We start from the raw sequence: 13925 nt of genomic DNA, 5'->3' as shown, positions 1-13925 counted from the left end.
CCTTCCTTGCGTCCCACCGCCGTGGACGAACGCCCATCCGGCGGCTCGCTCCGCCCTGCTCGCGTGTCGTCGTTGCCGGGGCCGGACGACGTGTGTTACGGGAGAGATTGCCGGACTCGCCCACGGCGCAACCTTAACTCCGGGTGAATGCGAGTCGACCATGCGCCGGGAAGAAGTTCATAGTGTGCAGTATCGCGTGAAATGCGGGGTCTTGCGGGCTCCCAGCCAAGGTTACCTCTGAGTGCCGGCCCGTCCGCCGCCCTCCGGCCTGCCGCTCACCGCTCCGTGTCCTCGCCGAACACCTGGGTCGCTGACGGGTTGGGCGGCGTTTCGCTCCGGGCGGGCCGCGGCGCCCCACCCGACGGGTCGCGCTGGAACGGTGTCGTGGTGCTGGCGGGCTCGGCGTAATCGGCAGTGCCCCGGTGCGGGTCCTCGGGGCCGGGGCCCGCGGGAGACGGCTGGTAGGGCTGCTGGCCGCCCGGATTGGGCTGCGGAGGACCGTCGTTGGCAGGCGGGGCGGCCGCAGAGCGCCACCGCCACGGCATCAACGCCGAGATGAACAGCAGGGTGCCAACGGGCACGGCGACCGGAAACGCCGGTCCCAGTGGGTGGAACATCGACTCGGAGCCGAGCCAGCCCGGCAGGGCGGCGTCGAGTGAGGCGCGGTCCAGCAGCGGCCAGAGGCAGAATCCCAGCAGGAGGGCCCCCGAGAGCAGCGCCGTCAGGGGTGATATCCGGGATCCGACGAGCAGCCCGCCGAGGACACCGGCGGCCATGAGCGCGGCGACTCCGGGCATGGCGGGTTCACTCGGGAAACCCGCGTCCATGACCTCGGCATTGGCCCACGCCATACCGACCCACAGCAGTGGAGCGCAGAGCAACCCGGCCAGCAGGCCGACAATGTGGCGAAGCACGGACCCTCCAGAATCGTCGGTATGGTCGTGGTCCTACCACGATTCCGGGCACCTTAACGCACGCGCGTACGCGAGTCCGGATTCCGCGTTCCGCCGGATCGGCGGCGCGGTCCCTCCGGCTCAGCCGCAGACGTTGTCCCGCGCGGTCGAGGCGCTGACCTCGTCGCGCGGCCCCTCGCCGGCACCGTCCGCGGGGTCGGGGCCGCTCGACGGCGCCGACTCGGGCGGGGTGACGGAGGTGTAGTCGGACCCGATCACCACCTGCACGTCCGTGCCCAGGGTGGCGTCCTCCCGCACCTCGGACCCGGGGATGCTCTTGGACACCAGCGCGGCGGCCTTCGCGTCCCCCGGTGCGTGCCGGACCAGCGTCGTCGCGACGTCCTGGGTGGGCCAGTTCCGCGCCGCACCCGAGGTCGCGAACCCCGCATCGGCGAGCGCGGTCCGGACCTCCTCGCCCTTGCCGGGGGCACCAGTGCCGTTGAAGACCTGCAGTTGGATGTCGTCCGGACGAGGGCGCTCGTCGGCCTCGCCGCCAGTGGGTTCGTCCGGGTCGCCGCCCCCGCCGTCCGCGCTGATCGGCCGGTCCGCGTTGATGTCGGCGAACAGGTCGTGCGCCGCCTCCTCGTTCCACCTGACGGCGACGCCGCTGCGGGGGGTCTGGTAGTCGGTCTCGGTCACCGGGACCTGCGCGAAGGTCACGTCGTCCATTCCGAGGTCGCTGACCTGCCCCGCGAGTTCGTTGATGCTCGCGGTGTCCAGGCCCTCGTCCACGGTCACGGCACCGAGCGCGGTGTCGAGGAAGGACGTGAGCTTGCTCGGGTCCGAGAGCGTCTCCGAGCTGAGCGCCTTCTGCAGCAGCGCCGAGAGGACCTGCTGCTGCCGGTCGATGCGGTCGAGGTCGCCGCCGGACGTCTGGCGCGTGCGGGAGAAGGCGAGCGCCCGCTCCCCGTCGACCTCGTGCGTTCCCGCGTCCATGGAGAGGTGGGCCTTGGGGTCGTCGATCGGCTCGGGCAGGCACACCTCGACCCCGCCGAGCGCGTCGACCACGTCGACGAAGCCCGAGAAGTCCACTTCGACGTAGTGGTCGATACGCACGTTCGTGGTTGACTCGACGGTCTGCACGGCGAGCCGCGGGCCGCCGTGTGAGTAGGCCGCGTTGATCTTGTCCTTGCCCCGACCCGGGATGTCCACCCACGAGTCGCGGGGGAGTCCGACGATGTTGGCGTGGTCGCGGTCCCTGTTCAGGTGCACCAGCATCATGGTGTCCGAGCGGCCGCCCGCCTCACCAGAGTCGCTCCGGTGGTCGGTGCCGATCACCAGGAACGTCAGCGCCCCCTTGGGGCCCTCGGGACGGTCCCCGTCGAACAGCCCGCTGAACACGTCGAAGCGGTTGATCTTCCCGGAGACCCATTCGGTGAACGCCCACGAGGAGCCGGATACCAGTAGCACGAGGCACGACAGTGCCGCGGCGAGCAGCACCAGGGACCGCTGCCGGCGGACGCGCGCGTCGGGGATTCCGGAGAGCCCTCGGGCCCGCGCCGGCCTCGGAGGGGTGGGCGGCGTGGGGCTTGAACGGGGGCGGGAGAACTCGGGAACGTCCCGTCCCGCTCTGTTTCCGCCGCCGTCTCCCTCGTGGTCTTTCATCGGCCCCCGTCCCACATGACCGGCCCCGGTGCCGTTCCCAGGTTGTCACCCGATGCACCGATGCGGCGCGGGTTGTCGCCTCTCGGCGTGTTGGCGCATGTCGCGGGACACTATGCCGTTGGACGCGGTCGGGCCCGGGCAGCAGGTGGAGTAACGTTACCTGGCGAGCGAGCCGCATGGCGGCGGCGGGCCTGTCCGCCGGCGCCCCTGGACGCACCACTCCCAGCCCGCCGTCGACCCTTGGATACGCTCATGACCTGGCCGGCAGTCTCGGTAGTTATGCCCGTGCGGAACGAGGAGCGCCACCTCGCGGGCGCGGTTCGGCACGTGCTCGCCCAGGAGTACCCGGGTGAGCTGGAGGCCGTACTCGCCGTCGGCCCGTCGGGAGACCGCACCCGGGAGGTCGCCGACTCACTGGCCGCCGACGACCCGCGCGTGAAGGTCGTCGACAACCCGAGCGGCCACACCCCGTCAGCCCTGAACGCGGCCATCGGAGCGTCCTCGCACCCCATCGTGGCGCGCATCGACGGGCACGCCATGATGCCCGCCGACTACCTGCGCGTGGCCGTGGAGACCCTCGACGAGACGGGTGCCGACAACGTGGGCGGCATCATGGCCGCCGAGGGGGGCTCCTGGTGGGAGAAGGCCGTCGCCGCCGCCATGACCTCCAAGGTGGGCGTGGGCAACGCGCGCTTCCACACCGGTGGCGAGGGCGGCCCGGCCGACACCGTCTACCTGGGGGTGTTCCGGCGCTCGGCGCTCGACCGGGTCGACGGCTACGACGAGGCGTTCCTGCGCGCCCAGGACTGGGAGATGAACCACCGCATCCGGCAGAGCGGCGGTGTGGTCTGGTTCCAGCCGCGGATGCGCGTCTCCTACCGACCGCGTCACAACGCCAAGGCGCTCGCCAAGCAGTACTTCCACTACGGCCGGTGGCGGCGCGTCGTGGCCCGCCAGCACAAGGGCACCCTGAACCTGCGCTATCTCGCGCCGCCCGCGGCGGTGCTCGCGATCCTCGCGGGGATCCTCGCGGGGGTCTTCTTCTGGCCCGCCCTGATCGTTCCGGCCGGCTATGCCGCCGGCGTCGTCGCCGCGTCCGTGCCACTGGGCCGGGGGCTTTCCTGGAAGTCCCATCTGGCGATCCCGGTGGCGCTGGCCACCATGCACATGTCGTGGGGGATTGGTTTTCTGACCAGCCCGCCGAGCCTGGGAGCCGACTCCCGCACCGCGCGCGGCCGGACCGGCGACAGGGAGAGCACCACGTAGTGCGGGTGGTCACCGCCACCATCGCCGCCGTCAGCTCCGCCGGAGAGTGCGCGCCGCGACCTCGTCGTACGTCGGGACGCCGGCGACCGGGTTCCCGGTGCGGATCGCTGCGGCCGCGTCGACCGTTGCCTGGATCGCGGCGCGGAACAGCAGCGATCCGGTGCTCACCCGGCGGACTCCGAGATCCCTGAGCTCGCGCAGCGGAAGCTGGCTGAGCAGATTGATGGGCACCGGAAGGTGGTCGACCAGGTCACGGATTATTTCCGGCTCTCGCAGGCCAGGAACGAAGACGCCGTCCGCGCCGGCCTCGACGTAGGATTCCGCGCGGTGCCGGGTCTCCTGAACGGCGGAGTCCCGCCAGTAGGTGTCGACGCGTGCGTTGACGAACAGTTCGGGTGCGGCCCGCTTGACTGACCTGATCAGTCGCGCCCCCTCGGTAGTGGGCGCGAGACCTCCGGGGCGGCCGTCCTCCAGGTTGACCCCCGCCACGCCGAGCACTGACAGTTGGCCGGCCAACTCCGCGGGATCAGCGCCGAGTCCGTACTCGATGTCGACGGTGACGGGAACGGGCAGTGCCACGAGCCGCCGCGCCAGTTCCAGGGTCTCGGCGCGTGTACTGCTGGTGGCATCCGGGAGGCCGTGGGCCGCGGCGACCCCGAGGCTCGTCGTCCCTATCGCGGGGAAGCCCGCCTCGACCAGCGCCAACGCGGAGGCGACGTCCCAGGCGTTGGGGAGGATCAGCAGGTCCTCGGCCTGGTGCATGCGCCGGAAGGCGCGGGCACCATCGACCAGCGCCTCAGCGTGGGGTCTGGCGGGACACGCGTGGCGCCCAGCGCCGAACGGCTCGCCGGCCAGGCCGACGACCACTTCGGAGCCGTCCGGTGCCACCCGCCGCGTTGTTGCGACCGGTGGCTCCTGACCAGCGATCACGGCTCGGGTGGCGTCGTGGGCCTGCACCAGCAGACTGATCCGAACCGCCGTTTCCTCGTCCCAGTGACCTCCGGCTGCCGCGACCAGCCGTGCGACCGCCTCGTCGCCGTCCGCCGAAACGGGCAGGTGAGGCTGGTAGCACGCGGCGACGAGTGCGACGTCGGGCGCCGCGGCGCGAGGGAGCCCGACGGCTTCGGCGAGGTTGGCGACCGGCGCGCCCGGGCGGCGCAACCCCTCGACATCGATCTCCGCGAGCATCCGCTCGGCGATCGTGCGGCGCCGCCGATGGCCCCCGCCCTCGGCGAACCGCGGCACCATGCCCCGCAGCCAGGCGACTCCGCGATCGCCTGGTTGCTGGACGGGGACGACGTACTCGGGATTCCGCAGGATCTCCGTGGTGTCCATGAGGAAGACGCTAGGCACGGAACGGTTCGGTGGACCCCGAAGTGTTCGGGGGAGACAATGCCCCCGTGTCCGCGGAAGGGATAGCCGATGTCGCGGGGGTGCTGGCCAACCGCACCCGCGCCGCGTTCTGCGACGCCCTCCTCGACGGCCGGCCCTGGTCGGTTTCCCAGCTCGCCAGGAAAGGCGGGGTCTCACTCTCGACCGCGAGTGAGCACGCGACCGTCCTCGTCCAGGCCGAGCTGTGTCGCGAGCACCGCCAGGGGAGCAGCCGCTATCTCCAACTCGCGGACCCGCGGGTCGCCGCATGCCTTGAGGATCTGGCATCCCTCGTCGAGCCGCGGCCGGTGGCGGCGCGAACCCTCAGGGCGGCCTCGAAGAGCCAAGCCCTGGCACGCGGACGTACCTGCTACGATCATCTCGCTGGTCGTCTCGGCGTAGCCATCACCGAAGCGCTCCGGGACCGCGGCGTTCTCGACGCCACGTTGGCGGTCACCCCCGCGGGTCTGGAATGGATGGCCACCCATCTGGACGGCCCGGTCCCCGCAGGCCGACGGCCCCTCTCGCGCACCTGCCTGGACTGGACCGAACGGCGCCCGCACCTCGCCGGAGCGGCGGGAGCCCGTTTGTGCGCCGTACTCTTCGACCGCCGGTGGATCAGGCGAATCGGCGCCGACCGCGCTGTCGTCCTCACCTCCGAGGGCGAGGAGCGCTTGACGGACCTGCTCGGCCCCTGGCGCGGCGAGGTTCCCTGACCGGGGGGGCGGTACCTGTCACTAGCGCTCCTTGAGGGCCTCGATCACCCCGGGGACGTCGTCGACGACCACGGCGTCCATTCCGGCGTCGGCGAACCGCGCGGCGTCGGTGGGGCTGGGGCACCAGGAGACGATCTCCAGGCCGGCCCGGTGTGCGACACCGACCGTGTAGTCGACCTCGCGGCGGCCCGGGCGGGCGGGCTCGCCGGTCAGCCCGAACGAGCGCGCGTCGATCGCCACGATCGCGCAGCCCAGCCCGGCCGCTCCGGCGACCGCCTGGTCCAACGGGTTGCGGACGAACGGCATCCAGGCGGTGGGGATCTCCGGGGCTTCGCGGTGGAGGCGCAACAACGCCGCGGGGTCGAACGAGCACACGAACATCCGCCGGTGGCGTGCTTCGCGGCGCAGGACGGGCAGCAGCAGAGTCATGGTGCGCCGCGCCTCGGGATCGGTGGCGTCCTCCATCACGGTCTTGACGTCGATGTCGAGCCCGATGTTCGGCGGGATCGCCCCGACCGCCTCCTCAAGGGTGATGGCGCCGTCGTCGCGCAGGTCGGCCACTGGCAGGTCGGCGATGGTCCGGCCGTCCTCCAGCATTTCGTCGTGCCGGAGCACCAGGTGGTCGTCGGCGGTGCGGCGGACATCGATCTCGATCCAGCTGGCGCCGGAGTCGACGGCGGCCCGGAACGACTCCGGGGTGTTCTCGACGTTGCCGTCGACGTTGCCGCGTCCCGCCCCGCGGTGCCCGATGACCTCGGGCGCGGTGAAGATCGTCATGGCCGGTCCTTCGCTTGTGGCCGCTGGCGCAGCAGCAGTTCGGCGATCTCGATGTCACCGGGGTTGGTGATCTTGAGGTTGGCTTCGTCGCCCTCGACAATGCGGACGGTCTCGCCGGGGAGGTAGCCCAGCACCACACCGCAGTCGTCCGTGGCCGCCAGCGCGGGGTCGGCGAGGGCGCGGTCGTAGGCGCGCCGCAAGACGTCCAGGTGGAACCCCTGCGGGGTCTGCATGCGGCGCAGCGAGCTCCGCGGCGGCACCGCGCGCAGGGTCTCGGCACCCGAGTCGTCGTCCTCGACCTCGATCACGGTGTCGGAGGTCGGGACCGCCACCCCCACGGCGCCCGCTCCGGCGAGGGCCGAGACGCAGTCGGCGATGACCCGTTGGCTCACGAGGGGGCGTGCGGCGTCGTGCAGCAGGACGAGGTCGGAGCCGTCGCGGGTGTCGAGCGCGCGAAGCGCGGCGCATGAGGTCGCGGTCCGGGTCGCCCCGCCGGGCAGCACCGCCGACACTTTCGCCAGCCCGTTGTCGTCCACCATCTTCTCGATTTCGGGCAGGTAGTCCTCGACCATCAGCACGATGACGTCGTCGACGTCTGGGGCGTCGCAGAACGCGGCGACGGAGTGCTCGATGACGGCCCGTCCGGCCAGCGGCAGCATCTGCTTGGGCCGTGGCCCGCCCATGCGGGCCCCGACACCGCCCGCCAGGACCGCGGCGGTGACATGGGGCGCGCCGGACGGGTCACCGGTCGCGGAAGCACGCGACATGGCAAACCTCATCTCCTCCGGTCGCCTAGCGAGCCTAGATCATGCGGCCGGTATGCTGGGCAGCCGGTATCAGATACCGGCCCCGCTAACATCATTCGAACAATCAGCGTCGATCGCCGTAGGTGGAACAGCGTTCCCCACTGCGGGGGTAACCTACAGACGCCTGATTGGGGTTCCCCGGTCGGCGAGAATGCCAGAATCGGGGACTGACTCCCGGGGTGGCGCGGCCGCAGGGCCGTGTCTCGCCCGAGTTACCCGGGCATCCGATTCCTGAACCACCCACGGCCGCCGCACGCCTGAGGGCGGTCCAGGGCGCTGATGGGGCCGCGCCCGACGGTTCATCGTATGTGGACCCGGCCGAGTCCGGTGTCCGCCCCGGATCGCGTGGCCTGCGCCTGCGGTCGACCAGATGACGAACGCATCCCTGAGGAGGTGGCGGTGGCGTCAAGGGCGCTGGCCGTCTGGCAGAACCGGAAGGTCGTCAACCTTCTGGTCCGGCGCGACCTGAAGGTCAAGTATCAGAAGTCGTTTCTCGGCTGGGCGTGGTCGATGCTGGAGCCGCTGGCGATGGCAGCGGTCTACTACTTCGTCTTCGGCCTGATCTTCCAGGTCAACCGGGGAGTTCCGGGTGGTGACGATGCTCCCGGTGGCTACCCGCTGTTCCTGATCTCGGGGTTGCTCCCGTGGCTGTGGTTCAGCGGGGCTTTGGGCCAGTCGCCGCGGGCGTTGCTCACCCACTCCAAGCTCATCACGACCATGCAGGTGCCGCGGGAGATCTTCCCGCTCGCGACGGTCGCCACGAGGTTCGCGGACTACCTGTTCACCTGGCCCGTGCTCATCGCCTTCGTGATCTTCCTGGGCGGGCGCACGCACTGGGAGGGGGTCCTGCTGTGGCTGCCGTTGGCGATCGTGGTGCAGTTCTCCTTCACACTAGGCGTCACCCTCTTACTGGCCTCGATCAACGTGCTGGTTCCCGACGTCGAGCGGATTGTGCGTATCCTCAACAGAGTGCTCTTCTACGCGTCGGCGATTATCATCCCGTCGGCGATGGTGCTCGACTCGGAGTCCTTCCCGGAGTGGTTCAAGACGCTGTATCAGCTCAACCCATTGCTGGGTATCTTCAAGATGCATCACGCCATCTGGTTCCCGGCGGACGCTCCGAGCGCATTCATTCTGTCAACGTCGATCGGGGGGGCGGTTCTCATGCTTTTCGCTGGGTACTTCACCTTCCGGCGTCTGGAGACCGCCGTGTTGAAGGAGATCTGATGGCGGAACCGGTCATCGAGGCCAAAGGGCTTGGCGTCAGCTTCGCGGTGAACCGCAGGCGCAAGCGCAGCCTCCGTGAGATGTTCATCCACGGTTCCAAGCGCGACCCCAACGCCGAAGGGAATGAGTTCTGGCCGCTGCGCGACGTCTCGTTCGAGGTCGCCAAGGGTGAGTGCGTCGGCATCGTGGGCAAGAACGGCACCGGCAAGTCAACGCTGCTCAAGCTGATCGCCGGGGTCCTCATCGCGGACGAGGGCACGGTCACGGTCCGCGGCAAGGTCGCCCCTCTGCTGGAGCTGCGGGCGGGGTTCAACGACCAGCTCACCGGACGCGAGAACGTCAACCTCGTCGGGTCGCTGCACGGTATGACGCAGCAGCAGATCGACGACAGGTTCGAGCAGATCGTGGAGTTCGCGGAGATCGACGACAAGTTCATCGACACCCCAGTGCGGCATTACTCCAGCGGGATGAAGGTGCGGCTCGGCTTCGCGCTGATCTCGCAGCTCGACCACCCCGTCATGCTGGTCGACGAGGTGCTCGCCGTGGGCGACAAGAGCTTCAAGCAGAAGTGCTACCAGGCCATCGACCGGATGCTGGAGAACAACCGCACGATGGTGCTCGTGTCACACAACGAGGGCGACCTTCGACGGTTCTGCAACCGCGGGCTCTACATCAGGGACGGGGTCCTGGCGCTCGACTCCGACATCGACAACGCTCTCTCGGCCTACAACGAGGACATGACGGCCGAGATCGAGCAGCGCAAGAAGAAGAAGAAAAAGAAGAACGACAAGAACGACGACGGCGACGACGACGGCGACGGCGACGACGGCGACGAGAAGGCCGCGTAGCCCGTAGCTCCCGCATCCCAGCGAACGCCGATGGCCCCGTACGGGGCCATCGGCGTTCGTGTGTGGTTTCCGCCCGCGCGTCTGGCCGGTCCTTCGCCTTTCGGGCGCCGATAATTGCCGTGCGCCGGCGAGCGTTCAGTACAGAGGGCGTACGGGGAGGTACACGAGCGTGGCGGATGTCCGGGAGCGCGCCGTTCGCTGGGCGGGCGCCGTGATCCGCCCGGCGAGCAGGCGTGTGGCGCGCTGGGCCGAGTGGGCGTCGCTGAGCGGGGCCGGCGTTGCCCGGATCGGCCTGGCACTCGCGGTCCTGGCCGCGGTGTGGTTCACCGAGGGCGGGCCGCGCGGCGCCGTGGTGGGGTCGCTGCTGTTGGCCGCCGTGCTGTTCACCGACTCCGTGGGTGCTGAGCTGGAGGGGGAGCGCACCGATGCGCTCGGTGCCTGGCTGGCGCTGCTGCTGGCGCGGCTGCGTGAGTACCTGGTCTACGCGGGACTGGCCGTGGGCGGGGCGCTCACCGGGGTTGCGGACGTGTGGGTATGGGCCTCGGGGGCGCTCGCCGCGCTCGCCCTGCACGAGTCGGTCGCGGTGGCGCGGGCGGCCCACACCCCCGCGCGCGACACGGGGGCCCGTGCGGCGCTTGAGGCCCAGCGTGCCCGCGACTCGCCCATAGCCGCCATGGACCCAAGCCGCCCCGAGGGCGGGCGCGCGGCTGGCGACCCGACCCTGACCGCGGAGCTGCTCGGCGACGCGCCGCGGGAACCGGCCAGCGGTGCGGGGCCCGGCGAGCCCATCCGGATCCGCACCACTCCGGGCAGCAGGGTGGACGCGGCGAAGTGGCAGGAAGGGCGGCGCCGCGCCCTGCGCCGGATGGGAGCCGCCGAACCCGACCGCAAGGGGGGCGCGTACCCCGCCACCCGGCGGCCCGCGCGGCTCGGACTGCCGCACTTCCCCGCGCGGTGGTCGCAGGCGGTGCGGTTCGCCGTGATCACCCTGACGATAACGATTTGGGACGCTCGGGTGACGTTTGTCGCACTGATCGTCGGCAGTGTCATCGCGATTTGCGGCGAGCTCGCGGGCCGTCCCGCGTGGGAGACAGCGAGGTAGCTCCATGGTCACCGACTCGCACTCCGTCCAGGGAACCCCGGTTGACGTGCGTTTTCTGCGCGACGACGGGTACTTTGGCGAGGGGTTGGGACGGCTTGTGGCCGGCGCGGTTCCTCCGCTGCTTCCGGTGTTGAGCGGCGCGCTCGTTGTGACGACCCTGCTTGTGGCCGGTCTCGGCCAGCATTCAGGTATTACGCTGTTCGCACCGGCGGCCGTGCTGCTGCTGTCCGGGGTGGCCTCAGGACATCCACATGATGGACGTTTTGATTGGATTGTTCCCCCGATCCTGCGCGGGACGGAGTACCTTTTCCTACTCGCGCTCGGTCACGGATCGGGTGTGCCGGGTCCGCTGGTGTTCGCACTGGTGGCCGTGGTCGCAGTGCATCACCGCGACGCCATATGCAGGACACGCTGCGGTGCGCGCCCACCCGCCCGGACCGTACGGGCGAGGCTCGGGTGGGACGGGCGGATGCTGTTCGTCGCTCTCGGCGGTGTCCTGGGCTGGCTACCCTTCGCCTACGGCGTGCTCGCGGGCTACCTCGCGGTGCTGCTGGTCTGGGAGTCCTGGACGAGCTGGCTCACGACCCCGGTGACGACGGTGGCACTCGATCCGCGAAACGAACGAGGAGGCGTGGACGCCTCCACAACATAAGGAGGAAGGCGCCTACATGCTCGGTATGGTTCTTGCCGCGGGAGCGGGCCGCCGGCTGCGCCCATACACCGACACCCTGCCAAAGGCACTGGTGCCGGTCGATGGTGACACGACCATCATGGACATCTCGCTGCGCAATCTCGCGGCGGCCGGGCTGACCGAGATCGTGGTCGTCGTCGGCTACCGCGCCGAAGCGGTGGCGGAGCGCAAGGAGGCCCTGGAGCGCCGCTACGGCGTCACGCTGACCCTGGCGTACAACGACAAGGCCGAGGAGTGGAACAACGCCTACTCCCTATGGACGGCTCGCGAGTACTTCTCCGAAGGCGTCCTCCTCGTCAACGGCGACACCGTGCACCCGGTGAGTGTGGAAGAGACGTTACTCGCCGCGCGGGGGCCGGAGCTGCTCCTCGCGGTGGACAACGCCAAAACACTCGCTGACGAGGAGATGAAGGTGACCCTGGACGAGTCCGGGCACCTGAGCACCATCACCAAACGCATGGACCCGGCAGTCGCCGCTGGTGAGTACATCGGTGCGACCCTCATCGAGGGGCACGCGGGCGACCGGCTCGCCGACGCGTTGCGGACCACGTGGGAGCGCGATCCCCAGCTCTACTACGAGGACGGGTTCCAGGAACTGGTGAACCGGGGTGGCAAGGTCGCCGTCGCGCCGATCGGAAAGGTCGACTGGGTTGAGGTCGACGACCACGATGACCTGAGCCGCGCGAGGGAGATCGCATGCCGCTACTAGCCCGAATGGTCAACTCCCCCCTCGCGATCGACGTTCGGCGCGGTGCCATTGCCTCTCTCGGCTCGTTGCTCGCCGACCGCCGTATCGCGAACGAGGGCCGTATCGCGGTGGCGGTCGGTCCCGGCCAGGGCCCCCAGATCGCGGCCGATCTCGACCTCCCCAACTGTGAGGTCTTCCAGGTCGACGGCGGAAGCGTCGACGTCGCCACCGAGCTCGGCAAGAAGCTCCGTTCCGGAGCCTACGAGGCCGTAGCCGGTATCGGCGGTGGAAAGACCATAGACGTCACCAAGTTCGCCGCGTCCATGGCGGGGATCCCCATGGTGGCCGTGGCCACCAACCTCTCCCACGACGGCATCGCCTCGCCCGTCAGCTCCCTCGAGCACGAGAGCGGCAAGGGCTCGTACGGCGTCACCATGCCGACCGCCGTCGTTGTCGACGTCGACTACGTCCGGGCCGCGCCCCAGCGCCTGGTCCGGTCGGGGATCGGTGATGCCGTGAGCAACCTGTCCGCCATCGCGGATTGGGAGCTCGCCGGGCGCGAGCAGGGCGAGCCGGTCGACGGTATGGCGGTCACGTTCGCCCGGGTGGCCGCCGAGGCCATCGTGCACCGGCAGGACTCGGTGGACTCCCAGACGTTCCTCACGGCGCTGGCTGAGGCGCTGGTGCTGTCCGGGATGGCGATGTCCGTCGCCGGTTCCAGCCGCCCGGCGAGCGGCGCCTGCCACGAGATCCTGCATGCGATCGACCAGCTCTATCCGGGAACCAGCAACCATGGTGAGCTCGCCGGGGTTGGCGCGCTCTTCGCCTACTTCCTGCGGACGCGGTACCAGGGCGCGGACGACGACCGGATACGCGACATCCGCGCGTGCCTGCTCCGCAACGAACTGCCCATCGTGCCCACCGACATCGGGCTCGACGAGGACCAGTTCGCGCGCGCGGTGTCCCACGCGCCGGCCACCCGGCCGGGCCGCTACACGGTGCTGGAGCACCTGAACCTGACCGACGATGAGATCCGGCGGAGCGTGCGTGAATATGTCCAAACCGTCGGTCACTGAGGTCCGAGCGGAGGGGCAGCCCGAAGGCATCAAGGAACGCGTCAACGAGGAGCACTGGGCCGGCCGGCTCTACATGCGTGCTCTCTCGCCGTATGTGAGCACCGCGTTCATCCACATTGGCGTGCCGCCGAACCCGATCACCTACCTGATGATGGCCTGCGGCGTGCTGGCCGGTGCCACACTTGCGTTCGGCGGTCTGTGGACGGCGCTGCTGGCGGCGGTTCTGGTGCAGCTCTACCTGCTGCTCGACTGCTCCGACGGAGAGGTGGCGCGCTACACCGGACGAACAAGCGTGGCGGGCATCTACCTCGACCGCATCGGCCATTATCTGGCGGAGATCGCCCTGCTCATCGGCCTGGGGATCCGTGCCCAGGGCGGGTTCGAGGCCGGCGGCTGGGTGATCGCCGGAATGGCCGCCGCCCTGGGAGCCGCACTGATCAAGGTGGAGACCGACAATGTCTCCGTCGCCCGTGCGAAGGCGGGCCTGCCCGAGAAGATCCCCGAGACCGCCATGCAGCCACGCTCCTCCCGGCTGGGGTTGGCACGCAAGCTCGCGTCTCAGCTGCGTTTCCACCGGGTGATCCAGGCCGTGGAGCTGTCGCTGCTGGTGGTCGTGGCGGCGGTGGTTGACGCGGTGCGCGGGGACATCGCCGCCACCCAGGTCCTCGTCGCTGTATGCGTCGCGGTCGCGGCCTTGCAGACCGTCTTGCACCTGGTCAGCGTGCTCGCCTCGCGCCGGCTCCACTGACGGCGGGGGCGGCCTCGCCCGATAGGGGCCGGTCCGCCGGGCATCTCTTTT

14 protein-coding genes are annotated in these 13925 nt (G+C 70.1%); 9 read left to right on the top strand and 5 right to left on the bottom strand.

What is annotated here, in order from left to right:
* Positions 1 to 275: 275 nt before the first annotated feature.
* Entirely contained in the window at positions 276 to 914 is a 639-nt protein-coding gene (locus tag F4561_RS23390) for a hypothetical protein (protein WP_184581620.1), read from the bottom strand.
* Between the two features lie 120 nt (positions 915 to 1034).
* On the bottom strand, positions 1035 to 2558 hold the full coding sequence (locus F4561_RS23385; protein ID WP_184581618.1) for an LCP family protein: 1524 nt from the start codon (positions 2556 to 2558) through the stop codon (positions 1035 to 1037).
* A 240-nt stretch (positions 2559 to 2798) separates the two neighbouring features.
* Between F4561_RS23385 and F4561_RS23380 the strand changes: the two genes are divergently transcribed.
* Complete coding sequence (locus F4561_RS23380; protein WP_512698660.1) at positions 2799 to 3824, top strand: glycosyltransferase family 2 protein; 1026 nt, start codon at positions 2799 to 2801, stop codon at positions 3822 to 3824.
* Positions 3825 to 3854: 30 nt separating this feature from the next.
* Here the strand turns inward: F4561_RS23380 and F4561_RS32810 are convergent, their stop codons facing one another.
* On the bottom strand, positions 3855 to 5159 hold the full coding sequence (locus F4561_RS32810; RefSeq protein ID WP_184581614.1) for an isocitrate lyase/PEP mutase family protein: 1305 nt from the start codon (positions 5157 to 5159) through the stop codon (positions 3855 to 3857).
* A 65-nt stretch (positions 5160 to 5224) separates the two neighbouring features.
* Between F4561_RS32810 and F4561_RS23370 the strand changes: the two genes are divergently transcribed.
* Entirely contained in the window at positions 5225 to 5911 is a 687-nt protein-coding gene (locus tag F4561_RS23370) for an ArsR/SmtB family transcription factor (protein WP_312885489.1), read from the top strand.
* A gap of 21 nt (positions 5912 to 5932) precedes the next feature.
* Here F4561_RS23370 and F4561_RS23365 read toward each other — a convergent pair whose 3' ends face one another.
* The gene (locus F4561_RS23365) at positions 5933 to 6688 is read right to left on the bottom strand and encodes a glycerophosphodiester phosphodiesterase (RefSeq protein WP_184581612.1); all 756 of its coding nucleotides are present in this window, start codon (positions 6686 to 6688) and stop codon (positions 5933 to 5935) included.
* Positions 6685 to 7455: an IspD/TarI family cytidylyltransferase gene (locus F4561_RS23360; RefSeq protein WP_184581610.1), complete on the bottom strand. Its 771-nt coding sequence runs from the start codon at positions 7453 to 7455 to the stop codon at positions 6685 to 6687. The genes F4561_RS23365 and F4561_RS23360 overlap by 4 nt, the downstream gene beginning before the upstream one ends.
* 438 nt (positions 7456 to 7893) lie before the next feature.
* Between F4561_RS23360 and F4561_RS23355 the strand changes: the two genes are divergently transcribed.
* The 7 genes from F4561_RS23355 to F4561_RS23325 all read left to right on the top strand — a co-directional run bounded on the left by F4561_RS23355 (position 7894) and on the right by F4561_RS23325 (position 13874).
* A complete protein-coding gene (locus F4561_RS23355; RefSeq protein WP_312885488.1) occupies positions 7894 to 8721 on the top strand; it encodes an ABC transporter permease in 828 nt (275 codons plus the stop codon).
* Positions 8721 to 9569 (top strand): ABC transporter ATP-binding protein, encoded by an 849-nt coding sequence (locus F4561_RS23350; RefSeq protein WP_184581606.1) that lies wholly within the window; start codon positions 8721 to 8723, stop codon positions 9567 to 9569. Before F4561_RS23355 ends, F4561_RS23350 begins: the two co-directional genes overlap by 1 nt.
* Positions 9570 to 9738: 169 nt before the next feature.
* Positions 9739 to 10671, top strand: a complete 933-nt coding sequence (locus F4561_RS23345) for a hypothetical protein (protein WP_312885487.1) — start codon at positions 9739 to 9741, stop codon at positions 10669 to 10671.
* Between the two features lie 4 nt (positions 10672 to 10675).
* Entirely contained in the window at positions 10676 to 11323 is a 648-nt protein-coding gene (locus F4561_RS23340) for a DUF5941 domain-containing protein (RefSeq protein WP_184581604.1), read from the top strand.
* Positions 11324 to 11339: 16 nt separating this feature from the next.
* Positions 11340 to 12071: a phosphocholine cytidylyltransferase family protein gene (locus F4561_RS23335; RefSeq protein ID WP_184581602.1), complete on the top strand. Its 732-nt coding sequence runs from the start codon at positions 11340 to 11342 to the stop codon at positions 12069 to 12071.
* Positions 12072 to 12076: 5 nt separating this feature from the next.
* Entirely contained in the window at positions 12077 to 13126 is a 1050-nt protein-coding gene (locus F4561_RS23330; protein WP_184584078.1) for an iron-containing alcohol dehydrogenase family protein, read from the top strand.
* Positions 13104 to 13874, top strand: coding sequence for a CDP-alcohol phosphatidyltransferase family protein (locus F4561_RS23325; protein ID WP_184581600.1), 771 nt, complete (start codon positions 13104 to 13106; stop codon positions 13872 to 13874). The genes F4561_RS23330 and F4561_RS23325 overlap by 23 nt, the downstream gene beginning before the upstream one ends.
* Positions 13875 to 13925: the final 51 nt, after the last annotated feature.

It is taken from the genome of Lipingzhangella halophila, from assembly GCF_014203805.1.
In the GTDB taxonomy this organism is placed as follows: domain Bacteria; phylum Actinomycetota; class Actinomycetes; order Streptosporangiales; family Streptosporangiaceae; genus Lipingzhangella; species Lipingzhangella halophila.
The sequence above is the reverse complement of the archived record's forward strand: the minus strand, read 5'-3'. Positions and strand labels throughout refer to the sequence as shown.

Bases quoted from the DNA above. Each gene is read 5' to 3' on its own strand.
- F4561_RS23365 (WP_184581612.1), bottom strand. From the start codon at position 6,688: ATGACGATCTTCACCGCGCCCGAGGTCATCGGGCACCGCGGGGCGGGA.
- F4561_RS23325 (WP_184581600.1), top strand. From the start codon at position 13,104: ATGTCCAAACCGTCGGTCACTGAGGTCCGAGCGGAGGGGCAGCCCGAA.
- F4561_RS23360 (WP_184581610.1), bottom strand. From the start codon at position 7,455: ATGTCGCGTGCTTCCGCGACCGGTGACCCGTCCGGCGCGCCCCATGTC.
- F4561_RS32810 (WP_184581614.1), bottom strand. From the start codon at position 5,159: ATGGACACCACGGAGATCCTGCGGAATCCCGAGTACGTCGTCCCCGTC.
- F4561_RS23350 (WP_184581606.1), top strand. From the start codon at position 8,721: ATGGCGGAACCGGTCATCGAGGCCAAAGGGCTTGGCGTCAGCTTCGCG.
- F4561_RS23340 (WP_184581604.1), top strand. From the start codon at position 10,676: ATGGTCACCGACTCGCACTCCGTCCAGGGAACCCCGGTTGACGTGCGT.
- F4561_RS23385 (WP_184581618.1), bottom strand. From the start codon at position 2,558: ATGAAAGACCACGAGGGAGACGGCGGCGGAAACAGAGCGGGACGGGAC.
- F4561_RS23330 (WP_184584078.1), top strand. From the start codon at position 12,077: ATGGTCAACTCCCCCCTCGCGATCGACGTTCGGCGCGGTGCCATTGCC.
- F4561_RS23335 (WP_184581602.1), top strand. From the start codon at position 11,340: ATGCTCGGTATGGTTCTTGCCGCGGGAGCGGGCCGCCGGCTGCGCCCA.